The following is a 26048-nucleotide window of genomic DNA, read 5'->3' as shown; positions in this document are numbered from 1 at the left end:
CAGCGCGGCGCCGGACTCACAGGTCGTCGAAGCCGTTGTCGACGTTGGTCTTCTTGTAACTTGCATTGCGCATCTCGAAGAAGTCGGTCTTGGTTTCGGTGAAGTTGTCGGCGTAGGCCTTGATCCACGGCATCACGTTGTCGGTGGTGTCGCTGTACAGGCGTTCGATGCCGAGCATGCCGGCCATCTTGTTGGCGCGGTACTTCACGTAGCGCACCATCTCGTCCACGTCGATGCCGTCGATGCCATCCAGCACCTCCGACGACCACTGCGTCTCCAGCTCGATGGCATGCTCGAACGATTGGTGTACGTAGGCGGTCAGCTCGTTGGTCTGCAGCTCCGGGTTCTCGCCGATGATGGCGCGGATCAGCTCGCTGATGAATTTGGTATGCGCCAGCTCGTCGCGGTTGATGAAGCTGATGATCTTGCCGGTGCCGTTCATGCGGTTCTGCCGCACCATGTTGTAGAAGTACGCGAACCCGGAATAGAAATTGATGCCCTCCAGGATCGAGGACTGGATCAACGACTTGAGCAGGGTCTCGGCGGTCTTCTCGCGCATGAAATCGTCATACGCCCCCATGATCGGCGCATTGCGCTTGATGATGGTCGGATGGGTGCGGGCGATCTCGAAGATGCGGTTCTGGTTGGGCAGGTCCGTGATCGAGGCCAGCACGTAGCTGTAGCTCTCGTTGTGGATCACTTCCTGCTGCCCGATGATCGCCGCATTGGCGTGCGCGGCCGGGTCGGTGATGTACTCGGCCACGTTGTAGATGAAGCGGGTCTGCGGTGAGTCGAGCGTGGCGAGCAGGCCGATGATCGAGTCGTAGGCGTTCTTCTCGCGCGCGTTGAGCTCGCCGTACTGGCGCGCGTCCAGCTTCATGTCGACCTCGTCGGGAATCCAGAAGTTGGTCGACAGCTCCTTGTAGGCCCGATAGAACGACGGGTACGGGATGTCGTTCCAGTTGAGGATGCCGCTGGTGCGGCCGTTGATGATGCCGGTGCTGCGGTTGGGATGGCGCGGTTCGAGGATCTTGATGCGGTCGAGGGGAGTTGCCATGGTTTTCTGCCTTCGTTCTCTTTCTATCGTGTTGCCGGCCAGCGGCCGGCACTACCGAAGATCACGGGGTTGCCGGGCAGCGGCCGGCATTGCCGTGGGTCGCCGGCGATCAGCTGGAGCACCATTCGCATTCGCTGATGTCGATGTCGTTGGAGCGCACGTAGTAGGTGGTCTTCAGGCCCTCGCGCCAGGCGCTCAGGTGCAGCTCCAGCAACGTGCTGGCGCGGATGGTGCTGGGCACGTACAGGTTGAAGCTGATCGACTGGTCGACATGGCGCTGGCGGCGCGCGTTCTGGCGCACGCTGGCGAACTGGTCGACCTTGTAGGCACCCTTCTCGTAGTACGGCCAGGTTTCCAGCGACAGGCCCGGCGCCGCCACCGGCCGCCGGAAGTCCTTCTTTTCCTCGTAGTAGAACGCGCTGTAGATCGGGTCGATCGAGGCCGTGGAGCCTGCAATCTGCGCGGTGCTCATGTTCGGCGCCACCGCCAGCAGCCAGCCGTTGCGCAGGCCGTGCGTGGCCACTTCGCGGGCCAGGCTGTCCCACGCGGCGCCACTGTAGTCGCGGTCACGGAAGTAACGCCCGTTGTGCCAGTCGCTGCCCGCGAACATCGGGTAGCTGCCCTTCTCCTTCGCCAGTTGCGCGCTGGCCTGGATGGTCAGGAAGTTGATGCGTTCGTAGAGGCGGTCGGCCAATTCTTCGGCATCCGGTGATTCCCACTGGATTGCCTGCTGCGTCAGCAGGTGGTGCCAACCGAACGTGCCCAGGCCGATGGCGCGGTACTTGCGGTTGGTGATCGTGGCCTGCGGCACCGGCAGCGCATTGAGATCGATCACGTTGTCGAGCATGCGCACCTGGATCGGGATCAGGCGCTCCAGCACGTCGGTGGCCAGCAGGTCATCCGGCGCACTGATCGCCCGGCCGAGGTTGATCGAGGACAGGTTGCAGACCACGAAGTCACCGGCGCGGCGTGTGGTGACGATCTGGTCGCCGCTGACGATCTCCTGGATCATCCGCGTCGGGCTCATGTTCTGCAGGATCTCGGTGCACAGGTTGCTGGAATAGATCATGCCCGCGTGCTTGTTCGGGTTCCGGCGGTTGACCTCGTCGCGGTAGAACAGGAACGGGTTGCCGGTCTCCAGCTGGCTGAGCATGATCCGCTTGAACAGATCGATGGCCTTCACCGTGCGGCGGCTGATGCGCTCGTCGGCCACCAGTTCGGCGTAGCGGTCGCGGAAGCTGCCCGCGCCGCGCGTCTCGTCGTAGAAGTCCTGCAGGTACCAGCCCTTGGCCTGCTTCACCTCGTGCGGGTCGAACAGGTACCAGTCGGCGCGGCGCTCCACCGCCTCCATGAACAGGTCGGGCACGCACACCGAGGTGAACACATCGTGCGCGCGCAGGCGCTGGTCGCCGTTGTTGAGGCGCAGGTCCATGAACGCTTCGATGTCGCGGTGCCAGATGTCCAGGTACACCGCCACCGCGCCCTTGCGCTGGCCAAGCTGGTCGACCGACACCGCGGTGTTGTTGAGCTGCTTGATCCACGGCACCACGCCGCCAGAGGAATTGGCCACGCCACGGATCGGCGCGCCGCTGCTGCGCACATAGCCCAGGTAGGCGCCAACGCCGCCGCCATGCTTGGACACACGGGCGATATCGGTGTTGGAGTCATAGATGCCCTGCAGGCTGTCATCCACCGTGTCGATGAAGCAACTGGACAGTTGCCCACCCACCTTGCCGGCATTGGCCAACGTTGGTGTGGCGACCGTCATGTACAGGTTGGACAGCGCCCAATACGCCTCGCCGACCAGCTGCATGCGCCGCTCACGCGGTTTTTCTTCCTGCATGAGGTACAGCGCGATGGTCAGCCAACGCTCCTGCGGCAGCTCGTAGACCTCGCGGCTGCGATCGCTGGCCAGATAGCGCGTGGCCAGCAGGTACAGGCCGTTGTAGGCGAACAGTCGGTCGCGCTCCGGATCGATCATCTCGCCGGCCTGCTGCAATTCTTCCTTCGAGTAGCAGCGCAGGATGTCGTTGCTGTAGATGCCGCGGTCGGCCAGGCTTTCCTGCAGGCCCACGTAGGAGCCGTACTTCAGGCCGACATCGTAGAAGCGGTTGCGGCTGGCGCGCTTGTACAGGCGGCGCAGGTAGATGCGCGCGGCAAACTGTTCCCACTCGGGTGCGACCAGGTCCACCCGCGACTCGGCCTCGCGGATCAGCAGATCGACCAGGTCATCGGCGCTGATGCTGGGCTTGCGCTCGACCATCGCCTGCACCACGCGGCGGTAGTCGCTCGCGTCCAGCTGCGGGAACTCGGCATGCACGGCGTCGATGCTGCGCTGCAGGCGCTCGGCCTCGAACGGCAGGCGGCGGTTGCCGGCCTCCTTGGTGATCCAGGTCGGCACACGCTCGCCACCGGCGCGCAAGGCGTCGCCAGCGCCGGCCAGATCGGCCACGCGGAAGGTACTGTCGGTCATGGTGGTGAAACTCCAGGCTCGCACGCGCGTTGGCGGTCGATGCCATGGCGGCCCTGAACGCGATACCGGCGCACGGGGCGAACGGGTGGATTGCCAGGGCACGGGAACGTAGGTCGTCGGCATCTGCCTGCGCCTGCGGCCGGTATCCGGGCCGTGGGGGCGACCTGCGTCCGCACGATGGCGGCCGCGTCGACACGGCAAGCCTCAGGGGCGGGCCGCGGGACGTTTGCTGCATGTCCGGCGGCGGCGGCTGACCGGGAGTGACGGCCACAACATAGTGGGGATATCCGAACTCGTCAACACAAGATGCGGTAATCAACACATGTCGCGACGATCAGTCGCAGGATGCCGTGTTGCACCTGCGGCGCCTTGTCGACAGCGCCTGCGTCCCCAGTTTGGTACAACATCAACTTTCCCCGGAACACCGCCCATGCGCGCTGCCCAGTACCCCTCCTTCGGCGACCCGGCCGACGTCCTTGCCATTGCCGATGCGCCGCTGCCCGAGCCCGGCCCCGGCGAGGTGCGCATCCGCACCGTGCTGGCCTCGATCCATAACCACGACCTGCTGACCGTGCGTGGCCTCTACGGCTACAAGCCGACGCTGCCGGCAATCGGTGGCAGTGAAGCACTGGGTGTGGTCGACGCACTCGGCGACGGCGTCGACGGCCTGCAGATCGGCCAGCGGGTGGCCGCCGCCTCGGTACACGGAACCTGGGCCGAGGCGTTCATCGCACCGGCACGCATGGTGATTCCGATGCCGGAGGCGATCCCCGACGAAATGGCCGCGCAGCTGATTGCCATGCCGCTGAGCGCGCTGATGCTGCTGGAGTTCCTGCACGTCGAGCCGGGCCAGTGGATCGTGCAGAACACCGCCAACGGCGCGGTGGGCAAGTCGCTGGCGATGCTGGCGCGGGCGCGTGGCGTGCATGTGGCCAACTTGGTGCGCAATGCTGATGCGGTCGCGCAGCTGCAGGCGCTGGGCATCGATCATGTATTCGACACCTCGCTGGACGGCTGGAAGGATCGCGTGCGTGAGGCGACCGGCGAAGCACAGGCCGCGGCCGCGGTGGATTCCATCGGCGGCGACGCCAGCGGTGACCTGGTCGACCTGCTCGGCCACCACGGCACGCTGGTGTCGTTCGGTGTGATGAGCGGCGAACCGATGCGCATCCCGTCCGGCGGCCTGATCTACAAGGAGGCCACGGTGAAGGGCTTCTGGGGCAGCAAGGTCAGCCAGGCGATGGCGGTGGAGGACAAGCGCCGGCTGGTTGGCGAACTGCTGAAGCGTGCGGCGAGCGGCGAACTGACCCTGCCGGTGGAGCAGATCTTCGCACTGGACGACATCGCCCAGGCAGCGAAGGCCGGCGCCGGTTCGGGCCGTAACGGCAAGGTGTTGCTGCGGCCTTGATGCCTCAGCGGATGGCGCTGTCCCGGTAATGGCGCTGTCCCGGTAATGGCGCTGCCCCGGTAATGGCGCTGTCCCGGTAATGGCGCTGCCCCGGTAATGGCGCTGTCCCGGTAATGGCGCTGTCCCGGTAATGGCGCTGCCCCGGTAATGGCGCTGCCCCGGTAATGGCGCTGTCCCGGTAATGGCGCTGCCCCGGTAATGGCGCTGTCCCGGTAATGGCGCTGCCCCGGTAGAGTCGACTGTCAGTCGACTCTCGCGCGTAGCGCGGGGGGATGAGGCTTCTTTCCACAGGGAAAGGGCTGTGACGCTGCAGGGGTGTGCGGACCAACGGTCCGCACCCACCAAAGATCGGTGCCGCACCCACCGAGTGGGTCTGCTCCAACGGAGGCACCGACTTTCGTTAAGAACCTGTGATGTATAACTGAATGCGCTTTCGTCATTGGAAGGCGCACGTGCCTGCGTGCGGTACTGACGGCTCCTCCCCCGTTCGGCGTTGTCGCTTCCATGTACCGCACCACCCTGAACCTGCTTGCCGGCGCGATCGCGCTGGGCCTCACCGCCGGCGCTGCCGGCGCCGCTGAAACCGCCGACACCGGCAAGGACAGCACCACCCTCGGCGCCGTGCTGGTGACCGGCTCCAACATCAAGCGCAGCGATACCGCCGGGCCGAACCCGGTGCAGATCGTCAGCCGCGAACAGATCGAGCAGACCGGCCGCTCCACCCTCACCGACGTGCTGCGCAACCTGTCGGCCAATGCCGGCAACAGCTTCGACGAACAGTACACCGGCAGCTTCGCCGCCGGCTCGGCCTCGATCGGCCTGCGTGGCCTGTCTCCGAAGAACACGCTGGTGCTGGTCAACGGCTACCGCGTCTCCAACTTCGGTTTCGCGCTCAACACCCAGGACACCTTCGTCGACCTCAACGCGCTGCCGATCAGCGCAGTTGAACGCATCGAAGTGCTGAAGGATGGCGCCTCGGCGGTGTACGGTTCCGATGCCATCGCCGGCGTCATCAACATCATCCTGCGAAAGAACTTCCAGGGCGTGGAAGTCGGCGGCGGCTTCGGTACCGCCACCCAGGGCGGCCTGAACGAGCGCAAGGCCAGCCTGCTGGCTGGCTTCGGTGACCTTGAACAGCAGGGCTGGAACGTGCTGTTCGGGCTGGACCTGCTCAAGCGTGATCGCCTCGACGCCGACCAGCGTGCCTACACCCGCAGCGGCGATTTCCGCGACAAGCCCGGCGGTCGCCTGGCCGGTTGGTCCACCGCCGGTGGCAACTGGCTGTCCAACCCGCGCGCACCGCAACCGTTCGCCAACTGCCCGGATGGCAGCCAGCTGCGCCCGTACAGCGATTTCGGCAGCACCCTGCCCGGCCAGGCCTGCGCCTTCAACGCCCAGCCGTTCAAAACCCTGCAGCCCGGCGCCGAGCGCCTGCAGGCGTCGTTGAGCGCGACCTACCGCTTCAACGACAGCGTCGAAGCCTTCGCCGACGTACTGTACAGCCACAACAAGGCCGACCAGATCTTCAGCGCGCCGCTGACCGTCGGCCCCGGCCTGCGCGCGTACAACCCGGCCACCGGCACCCTGATCGACGTGCCGGCGGTGCTGCCGGTCGGCCACCCGAACAACCCGGGCAGCGCGCCGCTGCCGTTCGAGTACACCTTCTTCGATCTCGGCCCGCGCCTGAAGGACAACACCCAGGTGTTCTACCGTGCGCTGGCCGGCGTGCGCGGCAGCGGCGAGCGATGGGACTGGGAAGTGGCGGCGCTGACCTCGCAGAGCGCGCAGCGCGAATACGTCGACAACTTCGTCAACCGCTACGCGTTCGAGCAGATCCTGCGCGATGGCAGTTACAACTTCCTCAACCCGTCCGCCACGCCGGGGGCACTGGATGCACTGCGCCTGCAGACCAAGCGTCCGGGCTGGTACAAGCTGCATTCGTTGAACGTGAAGGCCTCGACCTCGCTGTGGGAGCTGCCGGCCGGTGCGGTCGGCTTCGCCTGGGGTGCCGAGTTCCGCAAGGAATCACTGGACGCGCGCACCAGTGCGCAGGTGCTGTCGGGCACCGAACTGCGCCCGGCCATCAACGTGGTCAACGGCGAGCGCCAGGTCAGCGCCGCCTACGCCGAACTGAGCGTGCCGCTGCACCGCACGCTGGAGCTGCAGGTGGCCGGTCGTGGCGACCACTATGACGACTTCGGCAACGCGTTCTCGCCGAAGGTGGCGCTGCGCTGGCAGCCGCTGGACAGCCTGCTGCTGCGTGGTTCGTTCTCGCGTGGCTTCCGTGCACCGTCGCTGCCGGAGATCGCGCCGGGCCAGACCGTCAGCTACGGCTCGGTGATCGATCCGCTGGACCCGCTGCAGCCCGGTGGCAGCCGTGGCGTGACCAACATCCGCACCGGCAATCCGGACCTGAAGGCCGAACGCTCGCGCAACTTCAACGTGGGCGCGGTGTGGTCGCCGGATGGCGATACCAGCATCGGCCTGGACTGGTACCGTATCGAGCAGGACAACCTGGTCAAGCCGGACAGCGCGCAGTTCATCGTCGACAACCCGACGCTGTTCCCCGGCCGCGTGCAGCGTGATGCACAGGGACGCATCCAGTTCATCACCAACCAGTATGCCAACCAGGGCGAACTGACCACCTCGGGCCTGGACCTGGAAGCCAACCGCACCTTCCGCACCGAGGGCTGGGGCAACTTCACCGTAGCCGGCAGCTGGACCCACCTGCTCAGCTTCAAGCAGCCGCTGGTGGCCGGCCAGGCACCGTATGAAGGGGCCGGCAACAACCGCCACGGCGCACTGCCGCGCACCCGCGGCACCACCTCGTTGAACTGGGCAGTGGGCGACTGGAGCAGCACGCTGAGCCTGCAGTACGTGAGCGGCTACGACCAGCGCGTGGCGACAGCGACCAGCAACCCGGGCCTGCGTGATCGCATCAAGCCGTATCACCAGCTGGACCTGTACGTGGCCTACGAGGGGATTCCCAACACCACGCTGTCGCTGTCGGTGCTGAACCTGACCGACAAGGACCCGCCGTTCGACCCGGCCGGTGGCTCCAATGGTTTCGACATCAGCCAGTACAACCTGCGCGGGCAGTTCATTTCGCTGGGGGCGCGCTGCCGGTTCTGATGCGCCAACGGGGCGGCGGTGATGGGCCGCCCCGTTCGCGTTGCCGGCCAGCGGCCGGCACTACCATCACCGGCTCAGGTGCAGGAACTGCAGGTGCCGTTCGTACTGGCTGATGATGTCGTTGATGATCTGCTTGCGGCTGTAGCCCACCAGGTCGTAGTCCTGGCTGCCTTCGAACAGATGCACTTCAGCGCGGTAGTAGCGCTGGTTGCGCAGCTGCTGAGCGGCGAACGACGGGGTCAGGTAGCCGCTCAGGATCACCCGGTACAGGAAGTCCTGCTGCTCGCCGTGGTTCACCGTCAGCTCCATGTCGCCGGCCTCGAAGCGGGTGGATACATCCCAACCCTGCCCGCGCAGCTGTTCGGCCACCGCTTCCATCGCCGGCTTCACCGTATCGTCCATGAAGCGGTAGACCTGGTCGCGCACCGGGAAGTGCATGGCCTGGCTCAGGCGCTGGCGCCAGCCCTGATGATGGCGATCGTCGCCGATCAGCGGCGAGGGCCGGTACTGCAGCGCGCGCTTGCGGTGCGACTCGTCACTGAAGGCGCGGGTCAGCCCCCACATCATCAGCAGCAGGACCGCCGAGAACGGCAGCGAGGCCAGCACCACCGCCGATTTCAGCGCATCGATGCTCCCAGCCAGCAGCAGCCCGGCGGTCAGCACCGCGATCACCGTGCCCCAGAACACGCGAAGCCAGCGCGGACCATCATCCTCCGGCGCACCACCGTGCGAGGACAGCGTGGACAACACCACCGCTCCCGAGTCGGCCGAGGTCACGAAGAAGATGAAGCTGACCAGCACCGTCACCGCGATCACCGTGCGGCTCCACGGGTAGCCATCCAACAACGCGTAGAGCACCGTCGGAGGATCATCCACCGCCAGCTGTGCCAGCTGCTGCTGGCCGTGGTGCAGCACCTGGTCCAGCGCGCTGTTGCCGAAGATCGACAGCCAGGCCAAGGTGAAGCCCAGCGGGATCAGCAGCACGCCGAACACGAATTCGCGGATGGTGCGGCCACGTGAGATGCGCGCGATGAACAGGCCGACGAACGGCGCCCAGCCGATCCACCACGCCCAGTAGAACACCGTCCAGCCGCCCAGCCATTCGGGGCGGCCGCCGTAGGCATACACATCAAAACTCTTGCCGACCACGCTGCCCAGGTAGTCGCCCAGGTTCTGCATCAGCGTGCTGAACAGGTACTGCGTCGGCCCGGCAAACAGCATGAACAGCACCAGCGCGATCGCCAGCAGCATGTTGATGTTGGCCATCCAGCGCACGCCCTTCTCCACGCCGGAGACGGCCACGGCCACCGCCGCGCCCATCATGCTGACCACCAGGATGATCTGCACCAGGTTGGAATGCGGGATGTTGAACAGGTGCGCAAGGCCGGCATTCAGGTGCAGCACCCCGAAGCCCATGTCGGCACCAATGCCGAACACGGTGGCGACGATGCCCAGCGCGTCTACGGTGTAGCCGATCGGCCCGTTGATACGCTTGCCGATCAGCGGGTACAGCGCCGAGCGCAGGGCCAGTGGCAGGTTGTGGCGGTAGGCGAAGTAGGCCATGGCCATCGCCGCCAGCGCGAACACACCCCAGCCGTGCAGGCCCCAGTGCAGGAACAGCAGCTGCATGGCCTGGCGCGCGCCGGCCTCGCCCGCGGCCGGATCGCCCTGCGGCGGCTGCAGGTAGTGGGTCAGCGGTTCGGAAACGCAGAAGAAGAACAGGGTGATGCTGATGCCGGCAGCGAACAGCATGCCGGCCCAGGAAAGGTAGCTGAACTCCGGCTCGTCATGGTCGGCGCCGAGCTTGATGCCACCGTACTTGGACAGCGCCACGCCGACCACGAACACCAGGTAGAGGGTCATCGCCAGCAGGTAATACCAGCCGACATTGAGTGCGGCCCAGTCCTGTGCCTTCAGCAGAAGGCGGCCCGCACCAAGCGGGAACAGGCTGACAAACAGCGCGAACGCCACGACAACGATCGCCGCGAAGGCGAACACAGGCCGAAGGGTGCGCACCGGGGATTGTTGCGGCTCCAGTACATCCATGGGGCGGCGTTCTCCGGTAGATCAAGGGGTTAGCCGACCAATTCTGGCTGAACCGCAGTGGACAGAGCATGAAGTTGCGGCCTGTGGTCACAGGCCCGGCCCGCCGTTCCGTGTTATCACGCGCGCGCCGAAGCGTACCTGCGAGCGCAGCCGCGCGCGGACCGCGTGCATCGCGGCCACGCGCGTACTGTCCAATCACGACATCACATGCACCACATGCACCGCGCACAGCTTGTTGCCGTCCGGGTCGCGCAGGTAGGCCAGGAACAGCTGGCGCCCGGCCATGCTGCGGATGCCAGCCGGGTCTTCGATGGCCGTACCGCCATGGGCCACGCCAGCATCCTGCCAACCGCGCACAGCCTCGGCACTGTCGAGGGTGAAACCAATGGTGCCGCCGTTGGCATGGCATGCAGGCTGCCCATCGATGGGCGCGGTGACGCCGAACATCCGCCCATCCTTGAAGTACAGCAGCCGACCCTTTTCGTCGAACACACCCGGACGTGCCCCCATCGCGGCGAACAGGGCATCGTAGAAGCGGCGCGCGGCATCCATGTCGTTCGTTCCTACGGTGATGTGGCTGAACATGCGGGCACTCCTTGTGGAAAGCCGCAGTGTCGGCGAGCACGCCGGGCATCGCAAATCCGGCGATCTCTCCTGCTGCGGCATGCGCAGGATTTGTCGTGCGCCGCCCGATCGCCCTATAATGGGAATCATTCTCATTAATGACCCGTGCCGATGGCCGTGCCCGCCGCCTCCAGCACCGCGCTGGCGGGGTTCTACCGCGAACACCATGGCTGGCTGCTGGGCTGGCTGCGCCGCCGCACCCACAACGCCGACTGCGCCGCCGACCTGACCCAGGACACCTTCCTGCGCCTGCTCAGCCGGCGCGTCGATCCGTCCAAACTGCGCCTGCCGCGCGCCTATCTCAGCACCATCGCGCACGCGCTGCTGGTCAATCACTGGCAGCGCGCGGACCTGGAGCGCGCCTATCTGACCGCGCTGGCCGCACAACCGGAGCCGGTGCATCCCTCTGCGGAGGAGCGCACGCAGGCGCTGCAGCTCCTGCATGCCATCGCTGACATGCTGTCCGGCCTGGCCGAGCGGCCACGGCGTGCCTTCCTGCTGGCCCGGCTGTCCGGACTGGGCTATGCGGAGATCGGCCAACAGCTGGGCGTATCCGAGCGCATGGTCAAGAAGTACATGGCGCAGGCGATGCTGCATTGCCTGCGCCTCTCCGGCGACGCGGCGGCATGAGCGCGGCAGTGGCCGGCCCGGCGCTGGAGCAGGCGGCAGAGTGGTTCGCGCTGCGCCAACAGGGCTGGAGCGACGACGACCAGCAACACTGGCGTGCGTGGCTGCAGGCCGACGCCGGTCACGCCGACGCCTGGCGCCGGGTCGAGGCGGTCTGGCAGTCGTTCGCCCCGCTGTCGGCACCGGCGGCAGCAACGGCGCTCGATGCCGCCGGCCATCGCCGCCGCCGCGCGCTTCGCAGTCTCGGCGGCGCACTCGGCATCGGTGCGGTCTCGCTTCTCGGCCTGCACGGGCTGCAGGCGCAGCGCCACCTGCAGACGCAACGCACCGCTGCCGGGCGCACCGGTCATTGGACGCTGGCCGATGGCAGCCAGTTGTGGCTCAACGCCGGCAGCGAAGTGACCGTCGACATCGGCAACGGCAACCGCGCCCTGCATCTGCTGCGCGGCGAACTGCTGCTGCAGACCGGCCACCACCCCGCATTCGTCGGCCTGCCCCTGGCCGTGCATGTACCCGGCGCGCGCCTGCAGCCGATCGGCACCCGCTTCGCGGTCGGCCGCGAAGCGCAGCACAGCCGGTTGGACGTGTTCGAGGGCGTGGTGCGATGCCTGCCGATGTTCGGCGCGGCGCTGGATGTGCCTGCGGGAAGTGCGCTGCAGATCGGACCGATGGGGGGGCTCACAACGGTCGCTGCCGATCCTCTGCGCGGCGACTGGCAGGACGGACGCCTGCAGGTGCAGGACACGCAACTGATCCGGGTGATCGACGAACTGGCCCGTCACCATCGGGGCTATCTGGGCTGTGATCCGGCACTGTCCGCATTGAATGTCACCGCGGTATTGCCGCGCCTGGACAGCCTGCAGGCCCTGAAACTGCTGGCGCGCGCCCTGCCGATCCGCATCGAGCAGCGCTGGCCATGGTGGACCGTTGTGCGTCCGCGTTGAAATCGCGGTTCCCTTTCTGCGCGCTCGGCGGGCACTACAAGGGAACCCATTGCGGATGTCGCCGCCCCCATGAAACTACCCTGCCCTTCCCCTCGCCCGCTTGCCATCGCGCTGTGCCTGGCCCTGGCCACGCCGTGCCTGTTGCCGGCCGCGGCCCACGCACAGAATGCTGCCTCCGCCGTTCGCTGGCAGATCCCGGCCGGTCCGCTTGACCAGGCCGTGACCGCGTTCGGTCAGCAGTCCGGCCTGTCCATCGCTGCCGATGCGCGCCTGACCCGCGGCCGGCACAGCGGTGGCGTGCAGGCCTCGCTCAACACCGAGGCCGCGCTGGCACAGCTGCTCACCGGCACCGGCCTTTCGTTCCAGCGTGATGCCAGCGGCGTGGTGCTGCAGGCCGCCCCGGCCACCGACGCCGGCGTACGCCAGATCGGCACCCTGCGCGTGGCCGGCCAGGCCAGCGAAGGTGCTTCGCCGTGGGGGCTTGCCGATGCCGATGCTGTCTACCGTGACAGCGGCTCGCGCGTGCACCTGGACCACCAGCAGCTGGAACGCTTCCGCGGCCAGTCGATCGGCGATGTGCTGGCCGGCGCAGTCGGCGTGCACACCGGAGACGTACGCAATGGCGGCGCGCTGGACGTCAACATCCGCGGCCTGCAGGGCCAGAACCGGGTGCCGGTGATCATCGACGGCGGCCAGCAGGCCATCGACGTGTACCGCGGCTATGCCGGCGTGCAGCAGCGCAGCTACCTGGACCCGGACCTGATCAGCGCGATCAGCATCGAAAAGGGACCGAGCCTGGCCGCCAATGCCGCCAGCGCGATCGGTGGCGTGGTCTACATGGAAACGCTGAAGGCCGAGGACATACTCGATGACGGCCAGGCCTGGGGCCTGCGCCTGCGCGGCGGCGTGGCCGACAACAGTATCGACCGCACCCGTACCTTCAAGCAGATCGCACGTGGCAGCGACAACCGCAACAGCCTGCGCGACCCGCGCGACTGGAACGGCAGCGTGGCCTTCGCCCAGCGCGGCGAAGACTGGCAGCTGGTCGCGGCCTACGCACGGCGCCGCCAGGGCAACTACTTCGCCGGCAGCAACGGCGCCCACCGCTACGACGACCAGCACCTGTCCAGCGGCGGTACCGGCATGTCCAGCCAGGCCGTTTCCAAGCTGTACCACCCGGGCGATGAAGTCCTGAACACGCACACCGACAACGAATCGGCGCTGCTGAAATTCACCTGGGCACCCAACCCCGACCAGCGCCTGGAGCTGAGCCACCGCTTCTTCAACTCCAGCTTCGGCGAAATCATGCCGTCGGCGATCGGCCGCGTGGGTGAGTCCAACGAATGGGTGACCTACGTGGACAAGGCCAACACCATGTTCCAGTTCGAGCCCGGGAAGATGCGGGTCAACGCCACTTCGCTGCGCCATCGTTACCGCCCCGAGGCGCACCCGTGGCTGGACCTGAGCAGCACGCTGTGGTTCACCACGGCCACCAGCCGCATGTTCAACAGCAATATCGCCAATACGCCGCTGTTCAAGGAAATGGCCTCCGACCAGATGCCCGACACGCTGGGCGAGACCTATGGCCCTGGGCTGCAGTCGGACGTGAAGACCCGGCGCTGGGGCCTGGACAGCAGCAACACCACGCGTTTCAGCAATGATCTGGGCGACTGGACGCTGCGCTATGGCGCGTCCTTCCAGCATGAAGACACCGCACCCAACTCGCCGGTACTGCCGGTGGACTACAACAACAACCGTTACCTGCGATCGGGCACGCGCCGCGAGGCCAGCGTGGTGGCGTCGTTGCAATGGCAGCCGTGGGACTGGCTGTCGCTGACGGCCGGCGGCCGCTTCATCGACTACCGCACCCGCGACCGCAACCGCGTGGCCTTCGTCAGTGAATCGCGCGACCTGCGCTACACCTTCGCGCGCCTGAGCAAGGGTGGCCAGCTGCTGCCGGGCTGGTACAAGGAGTGGTACCCGGATGCACAGGGCAACTATACGTATGACTCGCTGCGCGCCACGCCCTATGGCGACAGCACGCTGGGCCAGAGCTACGATTTCGACGGATTCATCCGCGATCCGCGGGGTGCCAACGGCTTCCATACCAAGCAGATTCCCACCGCCTGGGGCTACAAGCCGGCGATCCGGCGCTCGGGCCACGGCTTCGCGCCGTATGCCGAAGCCCGCTTCAACCTCGACGCGGACATGTTCTTCTACGTGAAGTACGCGCAGGGCTGGAAGATGCCCAGCCTGTTCGAGTCGACGCTGGGCAACAGCACCTCGGCCCCGGTGGCCGACCTGAAGCCGGAGAAGAACCGTTCCTGGGACATCGGCTTCAGCCTGCTCAAGCAGGACCTGTGGCGTGACGGTGACCGGCTGGCGTTCAAGGTGGCCTGGTTCAAGAACGATATCGACAACGCCATCACCCGCCGCTTCGATTCCAGCAACTGGGCCTTCTACGTCGACAATGTCGACAACTACACGGTGTCGGGCTACGAGCTGCAGTCCGGTTATGACGCCGGCATTGCCTACCTGGACCTGTCGGCCAGCTATTACCAGCGCGCGCGCACCTGCGATGCGGCTACCGCCAAACGCCTGCGCGAAGACCCGTATGCGAAATGGAGCAAGCTGGACACCACGCCGGACTGCGTGGACGGCGGCTTCGGCACCTCGTTCGTCAACGCGCAGAACCCGCCGAAGTACTCGATCCACAGCACGCTGGGCGTCCGCCTGTTCGACAAGCGACTGGATACCGGCATCCGCCGCACCTACAACAGCGGCCCCACCCATGAACTGGACAAGCCCTGGAACACCACCGGCTCCACCGGCCTGCAGAACATCTACCTGCCGACCGCGATCTATGACTTCTATGCGCGCTGGCAGTTCACCCCGAAGGCCGAAGTGGAACTGGTGGTGAGCAACCTGCGCAACACCTACTACATGGACACGCTGGCGATGAGCCTGATGCCGGGCCCGGGCCGCACCACGCGGCTGAACTTCACCGCACGGTTCTAACTGCTGCAGAAACAGCAACGCCCCGGAGAGATCCTTCGGGGCGCTTGCCTGCGGCGGCTCACGCTCTGGCAGGTGCCAACCTGGGTTGGCACAGCGCTTCCGCACCGGTAGATGCCAACCTTGGTTGGCACAGCGCTTCCGCACCGGTAGATGCCAACCTTGGTTGGCACGGCGACTCAGCACCGGTAGGTGCCAACCTTCGTTGGCACGGCGACGCGTTACTTTGCAGTACTCAACAGCAGCACCGCGACGGTCACCAATGCGATGCCGACCCAACCGATCGGACGCAGGCGGTTGCCGAACAGCAGGCGGCCGCAGGTGGCGGTACCGATCACGCCGATCGCCCCCCACATCGCATAGGCGGTGGCCAGGTCCATGTAGCGCACGGCCTGGCCCAGCAGGGCAAAGGCAATCCAGACCATGACGATCGCACCAACGCCCCAGCGCCAGCGGCGGAAGCCCTCCGACTTGGCCACCATCATGTTGGCGGCGACGTCGATCAGCGCCGAACAGATCACGAAAAACAAGGCCAGGGTGTTCATCAGTGTGCCTCCCCGAGAGTGACGCAGACGATGCCGACCACCGCCAGCACCAGGCCGGCCAGCTGCTGCAGCGACAGGCTTTCACCGAAGACGGTGAGGCCGACCACGGTCAGCAGGGTCAGGCCCAGTCCTTCCCATACCGCGTAGGCCACGCCCACCGCGATGCGGCGCACCGACTGCGCCAGGAAGAAGTAGGACAGCGCCAGCGCGCCGGCCATGACCAGATAGCCGGTCCAGCCGCCATCGCGGGCGGCGTGGGCCATGAACGAGGTGCCGACCACTTCGGCGACGATCGCCACGGTCAGGCAGGCCCAGGCGACCAGCGCGCCACGGGCGGGAACAGTACGGGACATGTGAAGCTCCTTGCAGGGCGGGGACCACGCCGCCTCATCAATGGATCCACGCCGAGCGTGGAGGGTCCGGAACGCCCCGCAGACAGGGGCGACGGCGGCCAGTATCATCGCCTTTTACGGTGGAATCAAAATGGATTCCATCGACAGGAGCGATGGATATATGCCCTACTCCCCTGAATCCCTGCAGGCCTTCGTGGAAGCCGCGGCGCTGGGCTCGTTCTCGGCCGCCGCGCGACGGCTGCGCAAGACCCAGTCGACGGTCAGTACCGCCATTGCCCACCTGGAAACCGACCTGGGCGTGAGCCTGTTCGATCGCAGCGGGCGCTACCCGCAGCTGACCGAGGCCGGGCGACAGGTACTGGGCCACGCGCAGGAGATCCTGGCTGCCGATGCGCGCCTGCAACAGTTGAGCGTGCGCCTCGCCGCACCGGTCGAAGCGCGACTGACCGTGGTGTTCTCCGATGTCTATCAGCTTGATCCCGAACAGCGGATCCTGCAGCGCTTCTCCGAGGCGTTCCCAGAGATCGAACTGGAATGGCTGGATGCCGAGGGTGAGGACGTGCTGGAGCTGGTCGGAAGCGGCCGCGCCGCACTGGGCCTGCTGCCGCGACAGGAACACTATCCAGATGGCCTGATGGCCCGGCCGCTGGCCCATCACAGCGAACTGTCGGTATACGTGGCGCGCGACCATCCGCTGGCCAGCGCCGGGTGTCGCGCCGCCGCACAGCTGGCGCGGCACCGGCAGGTTCGCTTGAGCGCGGAAGTCGATCAATCGCGCGTGGTCACCGGCCTGGCCTGGACCGCCACCGACTACCTGATGGTGATGGAGATGGCCGAGGACGGCATCGGCTGGGCCGAGCTGCCCCGCGCGCTGGTGCAACGCTACGACCGCGGGCAACTGGTGGAACTGACCCTGCCCGGGTGGCCGCGGCGCATCCACAGCGACCTGCTGTGGCGCCGCGACACGCCTCCCGGACCGGCCGCACTGTGGTGGGCCGACGCGCTTGGATGAGGTAGTGCCGGCCGCTGGCCGGCAATCCCAGTGTCCCGTGGTTGCCGGCCAGCGGCCGGCACTACCGATCAACGATGGGCGAGCGCGTAATCCAGCGCCGAGCACACTGCCGCCACCTGCGCGTCGTTGCACTGCTGTGGCGTCGCGACACCCCGCCGGGACCGGCCGCACTGTGGTGGGCCGACGCGCTTGGATGAGGTAGTGCCGGCCGCTGGCCGGCAATCCCAGTGTCCCGTGGTTGCCGACCAGCGGCCGGCACTGCCGATCAACGATGGGCGAGCGCGTAGTCCAGCGCCGAGCACACCGCCGCCACCTGCGCGTCGTTGCACTGCTGCGGGGTTGCCCGCGGGCTGTCCGGGTAGACCTCGGTGGTGGTGGTGTACTTCGCGCCGGTAATGCCGGCGCACAGGCCCAGCTTCACCAGCGGGTACTCGATCACGCCATGGGCCACCACCGGCGAACCGATGATCTCGCCCTTGTCGTCGGCCGGCGCGATGTGGGTGACCTTCTCCACCGCGGCGATGACCGCCTGCTGGAAGGCCGGTTGTGGGTTCTCGCTGTCGTCCACCAGGTAGAACCCATCGGGAATCAGGCCCGGCTCGAACGGCTTGCCGTCACGCGCGGCCAGCGCCGGGCGGAACTCGCTCTCGTCGCTGTCGGTGGTTTCGTGCAGGTCGATGTGCAGCACGAACTGGCCCTTGTACGGCGCGATCAGTTCGATGACGGCCGTCGATTCGCGGGCCGGGCCGTCGGCGCGGAAGTTGCGGTTCGGGTCGATCGCATCGAAGTTCCAGCGGTTGATGCGCTCGAAGCCCCACGGATTCACGCACGGCGTCACCAGCAGGTTGGCCTTGCCGGCATAGTCGGCGGCGTGCTTTTCGAGGAACTCCAGCGCGCCCATCACGCCGCTGGTCTCATAGCCGTGCACGCCACCGGTGACCAGGGCAGCCGGCAGCGCCGGGTTCCAGTCGCGGCTGCGCAGGGCGAACAAGGTGTAGGTCTCGCCCGCGTAGTCGAGCTGGCCGTAGGCCACCTTGTCAAAGCGCGAAGCCAACGCCTCGATGCGCGGCAGCACCTCTTCGTCATAGCGACGCAGGCGCTGCTGGCGGCCACGCCACGCCTCCCGCTCCGCCGCTCCCCACGGCTGGCCAGGGGTTCCGACGGGGTAGAAAGCAGCTTGGGACATGGCGGATCTCAGCGGGTCAGGAAGCAATCGCCCACTCTACCACCGGGGCATCGGCATGAACCGGAGGCGCATTCCAATAGCGAATGGAATCAGCAATAATTCTCATTTACGACCTTCCACAACCCGCACCGATGCCCATCCACGCCCTGCAACCGGCCCGCCTGCCCCTGGCTGCCGCCCTCGCCCTGTGCTTGCTCCCGGCCACCCGTGCCTTCGCCCAGGACGGCGCCACCACGCTGGACAGCATCCAGATTTCCGGCAGCTGGCTGGGCACCGGCCTGCATGACAGCGTCAAGAGCTTCGCCGGCGCGCGCACGGTGGTCGACCGCCAGCGCATCGAGGCCAGTGGCGCAGCCAGCATCGGCGATGCCATGCGCCGCATCCCCGGCGTGCAGGTCACCGACAACTCCGGCACGGCCGGCAGCTCGGTCTCGCTGAACATCGGCGTGCGCGGCCTGACCGGGCGCTACTCGCCGCGCTCGACCGTACTGCTGGACGGCGTGCCGCTGGCGGTGGCGCCGTATGGCCAGCCACAGCTGTCGTTCGCACCGACCAGCCTGTCCAACATCGAATCGATCGACGTGGTGCGCGGCGGCGGCGCGGTGCGCTACGGCCCACAGAACGTGGGCGGCATCATCAACTTCAGCACCCGCGCCATTCCGACCGGCGCGGGCCTGCACGGCGAAGCGGGTGTGCGCTACAGCGCCTACGACCATGGCGGCGGTGACAGCACCCAGTACAACGCCTTCCTCGGCGGCACCGGCGGCAACGGTCTGGGCGCGGCGCTGCTCTACTCGGGCCAGGACGGGCGCGGCTGGCGCCAGGGCAGCGATGACCGCTTCAACGACCTCGCGCTGAAGTTCGCCTATGCCATCGACGAACAGCAGGAACTGCGCGCCAAACTGTCCTACTACGATGTGCGTTCGCTGACCCCGGGCGGCCTGACCCGCGCCCAGTACCAGGCCGATCCGTTCCAGAACACCCGCCCCACCGATTTCTGGAAGGGCCACCGCACCGGCATCGACCTGGGCTACACCAATACGCTGTCGGCCAACAGCGAGTTCGAGGTGCTGGCCTATTACAACGAAAGCAGCCGCGCCAGCTCGCTGATCAACGCCGCCAACACCCAGCTGACCGTGCAGCCGCGTGACTACCGCGTGCTCGGCATCGAGCCGCGCTACACCCAGCGCCTGCACTGGGGCGCCAGCGTGCACGACATCACCGCCGGCTACCGCTTCCTGCGCGAACGTGGCAACGACCGCAGCTACGTCGTCACCCGCCGCACCGGCGTAGCCAGCGCCACCAACCGCTTCGACAATGCCACCGACGCCCACGCGTTCTACATCGACGACCGCATTGCGATCGGCCAGTGGCGGATCACCCCGGGCGTGCGCATGGAATGGATCGACATGGACCGCCGCCAGGCCGGTGGCACGGCGACCTTCAGCAGCCGCAACGACAAGGCCCTGCCCTCGCTCAACATCGCCTACCTGCTGACCCCGCAGCTGACCGTGTTCGGCAACTACACCACCTCGTTCGGGCCGGTGCAGAACATCCAGCTGAATTCGCAGACCGCCAGCAATCCGCTGAACCCGGAAGTTGCAAAGACCACCGAACTCGGTGCGCGCTGGCAGGACGGTGCACTGCGCGCGGAAGTAACCGTGTTCAAGATGCGCTTCGACAACCAGATCCTGCAGGTGCCGGGGATCACTCCGCCGACTTTCCAGAACATCGGCGCCACCGATCACAAGGGCGTGGAGAGCGCACTGGAATACCGCTTCGCCGAGGACAGCGCGCTGGCCGGGCTGGAGCTGTACGCCAACTACACCTGGACCAAGGCGATCCAGCAGTCCGGCGACAACCGTGGCCTGGACGTGCCCTTCTACGCGCGCGACACCGACAGCGTCGGCGCCCGCTACGCACTGGCCGGCTGGACCTTCAATGTCTCCAGCACCCACCAGAGCGGCCAGTACGCCGACGCCGCCAACACCTGGGCCGAGAGCGCCGATGCGCGCGTGGGCCGCGTGCCGGGTGTTCGCCTGTGGAACGCGCAGGTGGCCTGGCAGGTGCCGGGACTGGGTGACAGCGAGATCGCACTGGGCGTGAACAACCTGGCCGACAAGCGCTGGTACACCCGCAATGTCGATGGCAACGCCGGCCGCATGGTGGCCGCGCCGCGTACCTTCTACGTGCAGGGCCACTACCGCTTCTGAAGCGGTAATCGCCCGATGCAGTGACGGTGGCGATCACGGTGGCGGCGTATCATGCCGCCACCATGTCACCGTCTGCTTTGCCATCGCGCCTGCATCTGGCCTTCCAGGGCCTGCGCCTGCGACTGCGTGGCAGTGATCTGTGGTTCATCGCACTCGCGCTGCTGGTCGGCCTGATCGCCGGCTACCTGACCCTGCTGCAGTCGGGCATCGCGCGCTGGTTGCAGGGCACGCTGTATGGGCTGGACGAAGGCATGCGCCTGAGCTCCCTGCCCTCGCTGACCTGGACCGCGCTGCTGGTGCTGCCACTGGGCGGCCTGCTGGTCGGCCTGGTCAGCCTGGCCGCGACGCGGCTTAAGCGCCCCCTGCTCGATGCGGTGGAAGCCAATGCCCTGCATGGCGGCCGCATGTCGATGCGCGACAATTTGATCGTGCTGACCCAGACACTGCTGTCCAATGGCTGCGGCGCCTCGGTCGGGTTGGAGGCTTCGTATACGCAGATGGGTGCCGGCAGCGGTTCGCAGCTGGGCCGGGTGATGCGCCTGCGTCGCAACGACGTGCGCATCCTGGTCGGTGCCGGTGCCGCCGGTGCCATCGCCGCCGCCTTCGGTGCGCCATTGGCTGGTGCGTTCTATGCCTTCGAAATCGTCATTGGCGCCTACACCCCGGCCGCACTGGCACCGGTGGCCGTCGCCGCGCTGGCCGGTGCGTTCGTGGCCGACCAGGCTGGCATCGAGGCCTACCTGCTGCCCGCTGCCTCGACCATCGACGTGCGCGCCGCCGACTACGCCATCTACGGCCTGCTCGGCTGCTGCTGCGCGATGGTCGGCATTGTCATCATGCGCCTGATCGCTTCGATCGAAGGCACGGTCAAGCGCAGTCCATTGCCGCTGTGGGGTCGCCCGGTGGTGGGCGGCCTGCTGCTGATCCCGCTGGCCCTGGCCAGCCCGCAGGTGCTCTCGTCCGGCCATGGCGCGCTGCACCTGGACCTGACTACCCACCTGCCGTTGATCTGGATCGGCGGCCTGCTGACCCTGAAGTGCCTGGCCTCCGGCATCTCTCTCGGGTTTGGTTTCCGTGGCGGCCTGTTCTTCGCCTCGCTGTTCATGGGCACCCTGGTCGGCGCCCTGTTCGCCGGCCTGCTGGCGATGGCCACCGGCGTGCCGGTGGTCGACGCCACGTCCGCCGCGCTGGCCGGCATGGCAGCGCTGGCCGCGGCGGTGGTCGGCGCGCCGATGACCATGGCCATGCTGGTGCTGGAAGGCACCCACGACTTCCTGCTGACCAGCGTGGTGATGAGTGCGGTGCTGGTGTCCAGCACGCTGGTGCGGCAGTGGTTCGGCTATTCGTTCTCGACCTGGCGCATGCACCTGCGCGGCGAGACCATCAAGAGCGCCCGCGACGTCGGCTGGGTGCAGAACCTCAACGCCGGCCGGCTGATGCGCAAGGGCGTGGCCACCGCGCCGGCCGATCTCGATGCCGCCGCGTTCCGCCAGCGCTTCCCGCTGGGTTCGGGCAGCCGGGTGATCCTGATCGACAGCGAAGGCCACTACGCCGGCATCGTGCAGATTCCGCGCGTCTACGGCGACGGCGTGAAGCCGGAGACCACGATTGGCGAGCTGGCCGAGAACCGAGATGTGTCGCTGCCGCCAGCGGCGGACGTGGTCAGCGTGATGCAGCGCTTCGACCAGACCCAGGCCGACGAACTGGCCGTGGTCGCCGCCGACGGCCAGGTGCTGGGCGTGGTCTCTGAAGCCTTCGTACGCAAGCGCTACGCCGAGGAACTGGACAAGCGCCAGCGCGAACTGATGGGCGAGCGCGTCGAGGACACCGACTGATCCCGCAAAAAGGGGGACGGAGGGGATTAAGTCGTTTCTGGCACGCTGACTAGCCACGCGTGGCGTGGATCGCTGGAAATCCACGCATGGCGTGGCTCTACTGTCACTTCGACCGGGTAGACTCCGGCCATGCGCTTCATTGAGACCTTCCAGGCCGGTCCCTTCGCCGACACCGTGGTGAGCCTGCTGGCCGCCTTCGTGCTGGGCACGCTGATCGGCGCCGAGCGCCAGTACCGGCAACGCACCGCCGGCCTGCGCACCAACGTGCTGGTCGCCGTCGGCGCCGCCGCCTTCGTCGACCTGGGCATGCGCATCGCCGGCAGCGCCGAGGCGGTGCGGGTGATCTCCTACGTGGTCTCCGGCGTCGGCTTCCTCGGTGCCGGCGTGATCATGAAGGAAGGCATGAACGTGCGCGGTCTGAACACCGCAGCCACCCTGTGGTGCTCGGCGGCGGTGGGCAGCTGCACCGGCGCGGACATGCTGGCCGAAGGCGTGCTGCTGACCGTGCTGATCATCGCCGGCAACACCCTGCTGCGGCCGCTGGTGAATGCGATCAACCGCATCCCGATCAACGAGGCCGCCACCGAAGCGACCTACGAAGTGCGCCTGAGCGTGGATGCCGAAGCCGTGCCGCGCGTGCGCGAGCGCCTCGTCGATGCGCTGGAGGCTGCGCAGTATCCGGTCGGCGACGTGCAGGTGGTCGAGCATGCCGATGCACCCACCGATGTGATCGCGATACTGGTCAGTACCGCCGTGAGTGCCGATGAGCTGGATGTGGTGCTGGCGCGGATGGAACACGTGCCGGGCGTGCTGCACGCCACTTGGGTAGTCAGCACCCGCGATTGATTCATCCACGCATGGCGTGGATCTACCGAGGTCGTGGTGAAGTAGATCCACGCCATGCGTGGATGCTTCTCTCACCCACCCGCCATGCGCTGCTGTGCGCGCAGCAGCTTGCGGAATGAACCGCACTGCCGCGCGTCCTGCGCTTCCGGGCAGGCCGCCGCGCGCTGCAGGTGCCGGCGCACCCGCTGCAGCTGGGTGATCTGCCGCTGCAGCACATCGGCCTGTGCCAGCAGCGCCTCACGGTCCAGCGAGATACATCCATGCTGCGGCGGCAGCGACAACCCGATCTGCTGCAGCGACAACCCGGCCGCCTGGCCAAGACCGATCAGCGCCAGCCGTTCCAGCACGCGCTCGTCGTACTGCCGGCGCAGGCCGCGACGGCCCAGTGCCTGCAGCAGCCCAAGCTGTTCGTAGTAGCGCAGGGTCGAGGCCGGCACGCCACTGCGCTTGACCACCTCGCCGATATCCAGTTCACGCACGGGCTTGACCTCAAGTGACCTTCAAGCGCCAACCTATGGGCGACTTCCCCGCAAGGCAAGACCATGACCAGTACATCCCCCGTTGATCAGAGCGCGCTGTGGAACGGCCCCGGCGGTCAGATCTGGGTTGCGCAGCAGGCCATCCTCGACGGCCTGTTCCAACCCCTGGCCGACCTGCTGGTCGACGAACTGCCCGACACCGTCACGCAACTGCTGGATGTAGGCTGCGGGACCGGTGCCAGCCTGCTGGCATCAGCCGCCGCACGCCCGTCAGCGCACTGCACCGGCCTGGACATCTCCGCGCCGATGCTGGCGCTGGCCCGTCAACGCGCCGAGGCGGCAGGACTGGACGCAGACTTCATCGTCGCCGACGCACAGCAGCATCCGTTGCCCACCGCGCACTTCGACTGGATCCAATCTCGGTTGGGCGTGATGTTCTTCGAAGATACCGAGGCCGCCTTCGCCAACCTGCACCGCGCCGCGCGGCCAGGTGCCGGCCTGCGTTTCATCGCCTGGCGCAGCGCAGCGGAGAACCCGTTCATGACCACCGCCGAACGCGCCATCGGCGATGCACTGGATCTTCCGCCCCGCGCGCCCGGCGCACCGGGCCAGTTCGCCTTTGCCGATGGCGAGCGCGTGCAGCACCTGCTGCAGGCCGCCGGCTGGAATGACGTGGAGGTTGTTGCGGTCGACCTGCCCTGCTCGCTCGCCCGCGAAGACCTGCCGACCTATGTCGGCCAACTGGGCCCATTGGGCCTGGCGCTGCGCAATCTGCCCGAAGACCGGGCCACCTCGCTCCGGAACAAGGCGGTAGCGGCATTCACCCCGTTCATCGAGGGCGACCGCGTACGCGTGGATGCCGCCTGCTGGCTGGTCCGCGCCCGCGCCTAGGAAAAGGGGACGGAGGGGATTAAGTCGCTCTTGCCCCGAGTGTGCCGGAAACGACTTAATCCCCTCCGTCCCCTTTTTCCCTACAGCGCCTCGCCGGCGTCGGCCAGGCGCGATTCGATCAGCGCATACCACTGCTGCAGCACGTCGATCAGCATGTCCAGCTCGGCGTCGGTACGCTGTGCGCGGCCACTGCGCAGGCAGGCCTGGGCTTCCTGCAGCTGGGCCAGGAACCCGGCCACGGTGTCTGCCTGCAGGATCAACCCCGGCAGGCGCCGCCCGGGAATGCGCACCACGGCATGGTTGCCGAGCTGGCCGTACACGCTGAGTGTGGTTTCCGTCTTCATGGAAAGAGGCAGGAATTGAGCGTTCATCGCGGGCACCATGGAAAACCTGAGCCGCCGGCAGGCGTGGTCAACGGGGGAGACGTAACCACGTCCTGCCGACGGTCAGGGGGGACTCGGGATACCGGGGCATGGCCCCGGTGCGGGACTCTCAGCGCGGTTGGGCGATCCCAGCGATCTGCACGCGACGGTTCGGCGCCAGGCAGGCGATCAGCTCGCGCCGATTGCGCTGCTCGCACTGCACGATCGGCTCGGCTGCGCCCCGCCCTTCGGCGCTGATGCTGGCCGCAGGCACCCCGCCCTGCACCAGCGCGCTGCGTACGGCCTCGGCACGTCGCTGCGACAGGGTCTGGTTGTAGCTGGCACTGCCGATACGGTCGGTGTACCCGGTCACCCGGATCGACTGCACCTGCGCAGCCTCGCGCACCTGCGCCAGGATGCCCTGCACCGCCTGCAGGCCTTCGGCGCTGAGTACCGCGCTGTCGAATCCGAACAGCGCGTCGGCCGACAGCCGCAGGGGTTGCTCCGGCAGCGGTGCCGGTGCAGGCGGCGCCGGTGGCCGTGGCGGTTCGATCACCGCCGCGCACGATTCCGGCTTCCAGTAGCCCCCCTGGGCGATGCCCTTGCTGTCGAAGCGCACCTGGAACTGGCAGGTGAAATACTCCGCGCCCTGCGCGGTGCGGAAGTTGAACAGGTAGTTCCACTCGCGCACGCCCCACATGCCTTCGTTGAAGTGCGGCGTGCCCAGCAAGGTATACAGCTGCCGCTTGCTCATGCCCGGCGCGAATCTGCGCAGGTCGGCGACGTCGGGATAGATGCCCTCCTTCAACGAAGCCTTCGACGCCTCCGGGAACTGCACGGCGGTGGTGTCGGCAGGACGGTCGGCGGCCGGCGCATGGCTGCGGCAGGCGGCCAGCAGGCCCATCCCCAGGACCAGGCCAAGCACTGCGGCCATCTGGCCGGTGCGGGCGATGCGATGCTGTTTCATGTCATTCCCCCCTTTGGACGTTTCCGCGATGCC

Annotated in this window: 20 protein-coding genes; 10 read left to right on the top strand and 10 right to left on the bottom strand. The window is 67.1% G+C overall.

From position 1 onward, the window contains the following. Window positions 1-16 precede the first annotated feature (16 nt). On the bottom strand, window positions 17-1057 hold the full coding sequence (locus AC5P78_RS09500) for a ribonucleotide-diphosphate reductase subunit beta (RefSeq protein ID WP_024957408.1): 1041 nt from the start codon (window positions 1055-1057) through the stop codon (window positions 17-19). A gap of 109 nt (window positions 1058-1166) precedes the next feature. Beyond that, window positions 1167-3530, bottom strand: a complete 2364-nt coding sequence (locus AC5P78_RS09495) for a ribonucleoside-diphosphate reductase subunit alpha (protein ID WP_414498639.1) — start codon at window positions 3528-3530, stop codon at window positions 1167-1169. A gap of 430 nt (window positions 3531-3960) precedes the next feature. Here AC5P78_RS09495 and AC5P78_RS09490 point away from each other — a divergent pair, with 430 nt between their 5' ends. Beyond that, on the top strand, window positions 3961-4938 hold the full coding sequence (locus AC5P78_RS09490) for a zinc-binding dehydrogenase (protein WP_043035266.1): 978 nt from the start codon (window positions 3961-3963) through the stop codon (window positions 4936-4938). Window positions 4939-5442: 504 nt separating this feature from the next. Continuing rightward, on the top strand, window positions 5443-8070 hold the full coding sequence (locus AC5P78_RS09485) for a TonB-dependent receptor (protein WP_414498462.1): 2628 nt from the start codon (window positions 5443-5445) through the stop codon (window positions 8068-8070). Between the two features lie 66 nt (window positions 8071-8136). On the opposite strand, the gene betT is transcribed toward AC5P78_RS09485, so the two are convergent. Both betT and AC5P78_RS09475 read right to left on the bottom strand, forming a co-directional pair. Next, a complete protein-coding gene (gene betT, locus AC5P78_RS09480; protein WP_099561879.1) occupies window positions 8137-10116 on the bottom strand; it encodes a choline BCCT transporter BetT in 1980 nt (659 codons plus the stop codon). A 195-nt stretch (window positions 10117-10311) separates the two neighbouring features. Beyond that, the gene (locus AC5P78_RS09475) at window positions 10312-10701 is read right to left on the bottom strand and encodes a VOC family protein (protein ID WP_005413725.1); all 390 of its coding nucleotides are present in this window, start codon (window positions 10699-10701) and stop codon (window positions 10312-10314) included. A gap of 150 nt (window positions 10702-10851) precedes the next feature. Here AC5P78_RS09475 and AC5P78_RS09470 point away from each other — a divergent pair, with 150 nt between their 5' ends. The 3 genes from AC5P78_RS09470 to AC5P78_RS09460 all read left to right on the top strand — a co-directional run bounded on the left by AC5P78_RS09470 (window position 10852) and on the right by AC5P78_RS09460 (window position 15329). After that, the gene (locus AC5P78_RS09470) at window positions 10852-11370 is read left to right on the top strand and encodes a sigma-70 family RNA polymerase sigma factor (RefSeq protein WP_065183531.1); all 519 of its coding nucleotides are present in this window, start codon (window positions 10852-10854) and stop codon (window positions 11368-11370) included. Next, window positions 11367-12311 (top strand): FecR family protein, encoded by a 945-nt coding sequence (locus AC5P78_RS09465; RefSeq protein ID WP_065183530.1) that lies wholly within the window; start codon window positions 11367-11369, stop codon window positions 12309-12311. The genes AC5P78_RS09470 and AC5P78_RS09465 overlap by 4 nt, the downstream gene beginning before the upstream one ends. Window positions 12312-12380: 69 nt before the next feature. Continuing rightward, window positions 12381-15329, top strand: coding sequence for a TonB-dependent receptor (locus tag AC5P78_RS09460; protein ID WP_065183529.1), 2949 nt, complete (start codon window positions 12381-12383; stop codon window positions 15327-15329). Between the two features lie 218 nt (window positions 15330-15547). On the opposite strand, the gene AC5P78_RS09455 is transcribed toward AC5P78_RS09460, so the two are convergent. Next, on the bottom strand, window positions 15548-15871 hold the full coding sequence (locus AC5P78_RS09455) for a DMT family transporter (protein ID WP_005409978.1): 324 nt from the start codon (window positions 15869-15871) through the stop codon (window positions 15548-15550). After that, entirely contained in the window at window positions 15871-16224 is a 354-nt protein-coding gene (locus tag AC5P78_RS09450) for an SMR family transporter (RefSeq protein WP_005409979.1), read from the bottom strand. Before AC5P78_RS09450 ends, AC5P78_RS09455 begins: the two co-directional genes overlap by 1 nt. A gap of 160 nt (window positions 16225-16384) precedes the next feature. On the opposite strand from AC5P78_RS09450, the gene AC5P78_RS09445 reads away from it, so the two are divergent. After that, window positions 16385-17236 (top strand): LysR family transcriptional regulator, encoded by an 852-nt coding sequence (locus tag AC5P78_RS09445; RefSeq protein WP_414498463.1) that lies wholly within the window; start codon window positions 16385-16387, stop codon window positions 17234-17236. A 265-nt stretch (window positions 17237-17501) separates the two neighbouring features. On the opposite strand, the gene AC5P78_RS09440 is transcribed toward AC5P78_RS09445, so the two are convergent. Next, the gene (locus tag AC5P78_RS09440; RefSeq protein ID WP_005409981.1) at window positions 17502-18422 is read right to left on the bottom strand and encodes a M14 family metallopeptidase; all 921 of its coding nucleotides are present in this window, start codon (window positions 18420-18422) and stop codon (window positions 17502-17504) included. A gap of 131 nt (window positions 18423-18553) precedes the next feature. On the opposite strand from AC5P78_RS09440, the gene AC5P78_RS09435 reads away from it, so the two are divergent. The 3 genes from AC5P78_RS09435 (at window position 18554) to AC5P78_RS09425 (ending at window position 23316) form a co-directional block, all read left to right on the top strand. After that, the gene (locus AC5P78_RS09435; protein WP_088610722.1) at window positions 18554-20635 is read left to right on the top strand and encodes a TonB-dependent receptor family protein; all 2082 of its coding nucleotides are present in this window, start codon (window positions 18554-18556) and stop codon (window positions 20633-20635) included. A gap of 62 nt (window positions 20636-20697) precedes the next feature. Beyond that, a complete protein-coding gene (locus AC5P78_RS09430) occupies window positions 20698-22470 on the top strand; it encodes a chloride channel protein (RefSeq protein WP_049430212.1) in 1773 nt (590 codons plus the stop codon). Window positions 22471-22599: 129 nt separating this feature from the next. After that, a complete protein-coding gene (locus AC5P78_RS09425) occupies window positions 22600-23316 on the top strand; it encodes an MgtC/SapB family protein (RefSeq protein WP_495217191.1) in 717 nt (238 codons plus the stop codon). Between the two features lie 71 nt (window positions 23317-23387). On the opposite strand, the gene AC5P78_RS09420 is transcribed toward AC5P78_RS09425, so the two are convergent. Further along, on the bottom strand, window positions 23388-23795 hold the full coding sequence (locus AC5P78_RS09420) for a MerR family transcriptional regulator (protein WP_044570411.1): 408 nt from the start codon (window positions 23793-23795) through the stop codon (window positions 23388-23390). A 63-nt stretch (window positions 23796-23858) separates the two neighbouring features. On the opposite strand from AC5P78_RS09420, the gene AC5P78_RS09415 reads away from it, so the two are divergent. Continuing rightward, window positions 23859-24686, top strand: coding sequence for a class I SAM-dependent methyltransferase (locus AC5P78_RS09415; protein WP_062606235.1), 828 nt, complete (start codon window positions 23859-23861; stop codon window positions 24684-24686). Between the two features lie 80 nt (window positions 24687-24766). Here the strand turns inward: AC5P78_RS09415 and AC5P78_RS09410 are convergent, their stop codons facing one another. Together AC5P78_RS09410 and AC5P78_RS09405 are read right to left on the bottom strand one after the other, a co-directional pair. Continuing rightward, window positions 24767-25057, bottom strand: a complete 291-nt coding sequence (locus tag AC5P78_RS09410; RefSeq protein ID WP_019659952.1) for a DUF6959 family protein — start codon at window positions 25055-25057, stop codon at window positions 24767-24769. 121 nt (window positions 25058-25178) lie between these two features. Further along, complete coding sequence (locus AC5P78_RS09405; protein WP_062606237.1) at window positions 25179-26015, bottom strand: OmpA family protein; 837 nt, start codon at window positions 26013-26015, stop codon at window positions 25179-25181. Window positions 26016-26048: the final 33 nt, after the last annotated feature.

This window comes from Stenotrophomonas sp. YJH_SMC_133 (genome assembly GCF_059370655.1).
This window is presented reverse-complemented; position numbering and strand designations above follow the sequence as displayed.

What these genes read in the sequence shown, in the direction of transcription:
- AC5P78_RS09415 (WP_062606235.1), top strand. Translation starts at nt 23,859, where the DNA reads ATGACCAGTACATCCCCCGTTGATCAGAGCGCGCTGTGGAACGGCCCC.
- AC5P78_RS09455 (WP_005409978.1), bottom strand. Translation starts at nt 15,871, where the DNA reads ATGAACACCCTGGCCTTGTTTTTCGTGATCTGTTCGGCGCTGATCGAC.
- AC5P78_RS09490 (WP_043035266.1), top strand. Translation starts at nt 3,961, where the DNA reads ATGCGCGCTGCCCAGTACCCCTCCTTCGGCGACCCGGCCGACGTCCTT.
- AC5P78_RS09405 (WP_062606237.1), bottom strand. Translation starts at nt 26,015, where the DNA reads ATGAAACAGCATCGCATCGCCCGCACCGGCCAGATGGCCGCAGTGCTT.
- AC5P78_RS09425 (WP_495217191.1), top strand. Translation starts at nt 22,600, where the DNA reads ATGCGCTTCATTGAGACCTTCCAGGCCGGTCCCTTCGCCGACACCGTG.
- AC5P78_RS09485 (WP_414498462.1), top strand. Translation starts at nt 5,443, where the DNA reads ATGTACCGCACCACCCTGAACCTGCTTGCCGGCGCGATCGCGCTGGGC.
- betT (WP_099561879.1), bottom strand. Translation starts at nt 10,116, where the DNA reads ATGGATGTACTGGAGCCGCAACAATCCCCGGTGCGCACCCTTCGGCCT.
- AC5P78_RS09465 (WP_065183530.1), top strand. Translation starts at nt 11,367, where the DNA reads ATGAGCGCGGCAGTGGCCGGCCCGGCGCTGGAGCAGGCGGCAGAGTGG.
- AC5P78_RS09445 (WP_414498463.1), top strand. Translation starts at nt 16,385, where the DNA reads ATGCCCTACTCCCCTGAATCCCTGCAGGCCTTCGTGGAAGCCGCGGCG.
- AC5P78_RS09435 (WP_088610722.1), top strand. Translation starts at nt 18,554, where the DNA reads ATGCCCATCCACGCCCTGCAACCGGCCCGCCTGCCCCTGGCTGCCGCC.
- AC5P78_RS09495 (WP_414498639.1), bottom strand. Translation starts at nt 3,530, where the DNA reads ATGACCGACAGTACCTTCCGCGTGGCCGATCTGGCCGGCGCTGGCGAC.
- AC5P78_RS09450 (WP_005409979.1), bottom strand. Translation starts at nt 16,224, where the DNA reads ATGTCCCGTACTGTTCCCGCCCGTGGCGCGCTGGTCGCCTGGGCCTGC.
- AC5P78_RS09475 (WP_005413725.1), bottom strand. Translation starts at nt 10,701, where the DNA reads ATGTTCAGCCACATCACCGTAGGAACGAACGACATGGATGCCGCGCGC.
- AC5P78_RS09460 (WP_065183529.1), top strand. Translation starts at nt 12,381, where the DNA reads ATGAAACTACCCTGCCCTTCCCCTCGCCCGCTTGCCATCGCGCTGTGC.
- AC5P78_RS09440 (WP_005409981.1), bottom strand. Translation starts at nt 18,422, where the DNA reads ATGTCCCAAGCTGCTTTCTACCCCGTCGGAACCCCTGGCCAGCCGTGG.
- AC5P78_RS09500 (WP_024957408.1), bottom strand. Translation starts at nt 1,057, where the DNA reads ATGGCAACTCCCCTCGACCGCATCAAGATCCTCGAACCGCGCCATCCC.
- AC5P78_RS09430 (WP_049430212.1), top strand. Translation starts at nt 20,698, where the DNA reads ATGTCACCGTCTGCTTTGCCATCGCGCCTGCATCTGGCCTTCCAGGGC.
- AC5P78_RS09470 (WP_065183531.1), top strand. Translation starts at nt 10,852, where the DNA reads ATGGCCGTGCCCGCCGCCTCCAGCACCGCGCTGGCGGGGTTCTACCGC.
- AC5P78_RS09410 (WP_019659952.1), bottom strand. Translation starts at nt 25,057, where the DNA reads ATGAACGCTCAATTCCTGCCTCTTTCCATGAAGACGGAAACCACACTC.